This window comes from Streptomyces neyagawaensis, from assembly GCF_023516595.1.
In the GTDB taxonomy this organism is placed as follows: Bacteria; Actinomycetota; Actinomycetes; order Streptomycetales; family Streptomycetaceae; genus Streptomyces; species Streptomyces neyagawaensis.
The window spans coordinates 1-814 of the sequence record NZ_JAMGBG010000036.1 but is presented as its reverse complement, the minus strand read 5'-3'; the positions used below and the strand labels follow the sequence as shown (position 1 = coordinate 814).

The window sequence follows — 814 nt, the reverse complement described above, 5'->3', positions numbered from 1 at the left end:
GTTACGGGAGAGTAGCGGGAAACCAAGATCATCAAATGTAGAAGCCCGGTAGACGCTGATGGTCTACCGGGCTTCTCACCTGGCGCTATGCCGCTGTGGGGCTAACAGGATTTGAACCTGTGGCCTCATCCTTATCAGGATTCAGCCCTAACCGGATGATCTCCGCAGGTCAGCTGACATGCAGCTCAGCGCCCCATCTACACCCTTCTACCCTGCCCATATCCGCCCCGCCCCTGGGCGACGTACGCCCCTCCCGGGAGAGTTCCGGGATAGTTCCGGGAGGCCTCACGCGGCCGACACCACGTGCAACCGGCGCCGGCGCTTCTGCTGCGGGACGCCCGGCTTCCCGTCCTCCAGCGCCGCCAGGACCTGGCCCGCGTAGTCCGCCGCGGCGTGCGTATAGATCCACGTCACCTCCCCCGCGCGCTCGTGCCCGAGGATCTCCTGCGTGATCACCTCGGGCACGCCACGGTCGTGGAGGCGGGACGCGAAGGCGTGCCGGGTGTCGTGGAAGTCGGGCCACCAGTCCGTCCGCTCCACCTTCTCGGACCGCGTGCGCCCCGTGGCCTCGTCGACTCGCTGCACCGTGACCGTGCGGACGGTCTTCCGCGCGATCTTCGCGTCGTCGATGGCCTTGGTCCACACGCGCCAGAAGGCGGACCTCCGCAGCGGCGCGCGGTACGGCTCGCCCTCGCTGCCGTTCACCTTGCTGCCCCGGCGGACCTTGTTCCGGCCATGGAAGACCAGCTCCTCCTCGCGAAGGCCGTCCTTCGGCTCGGACACCGCCCGACTGGGGTTGCCCTCCGCGCTCTCC

At 68.1% G+C, this 814-nt stretch carries 1 protein-coding gene; it reads right to left on the bottom strand.

Features of this window, described 5'->3' with window-relative positions:
* Positions 1–285: 285 nt before the first annotated feature.
* The coding region (locus M8J73_RS17910; protein WP_249828789.1) for a tyrosine-type recombinase/integrase at positions 286–814 on the bottom strand (529 nt) is incomplete at its 5' end.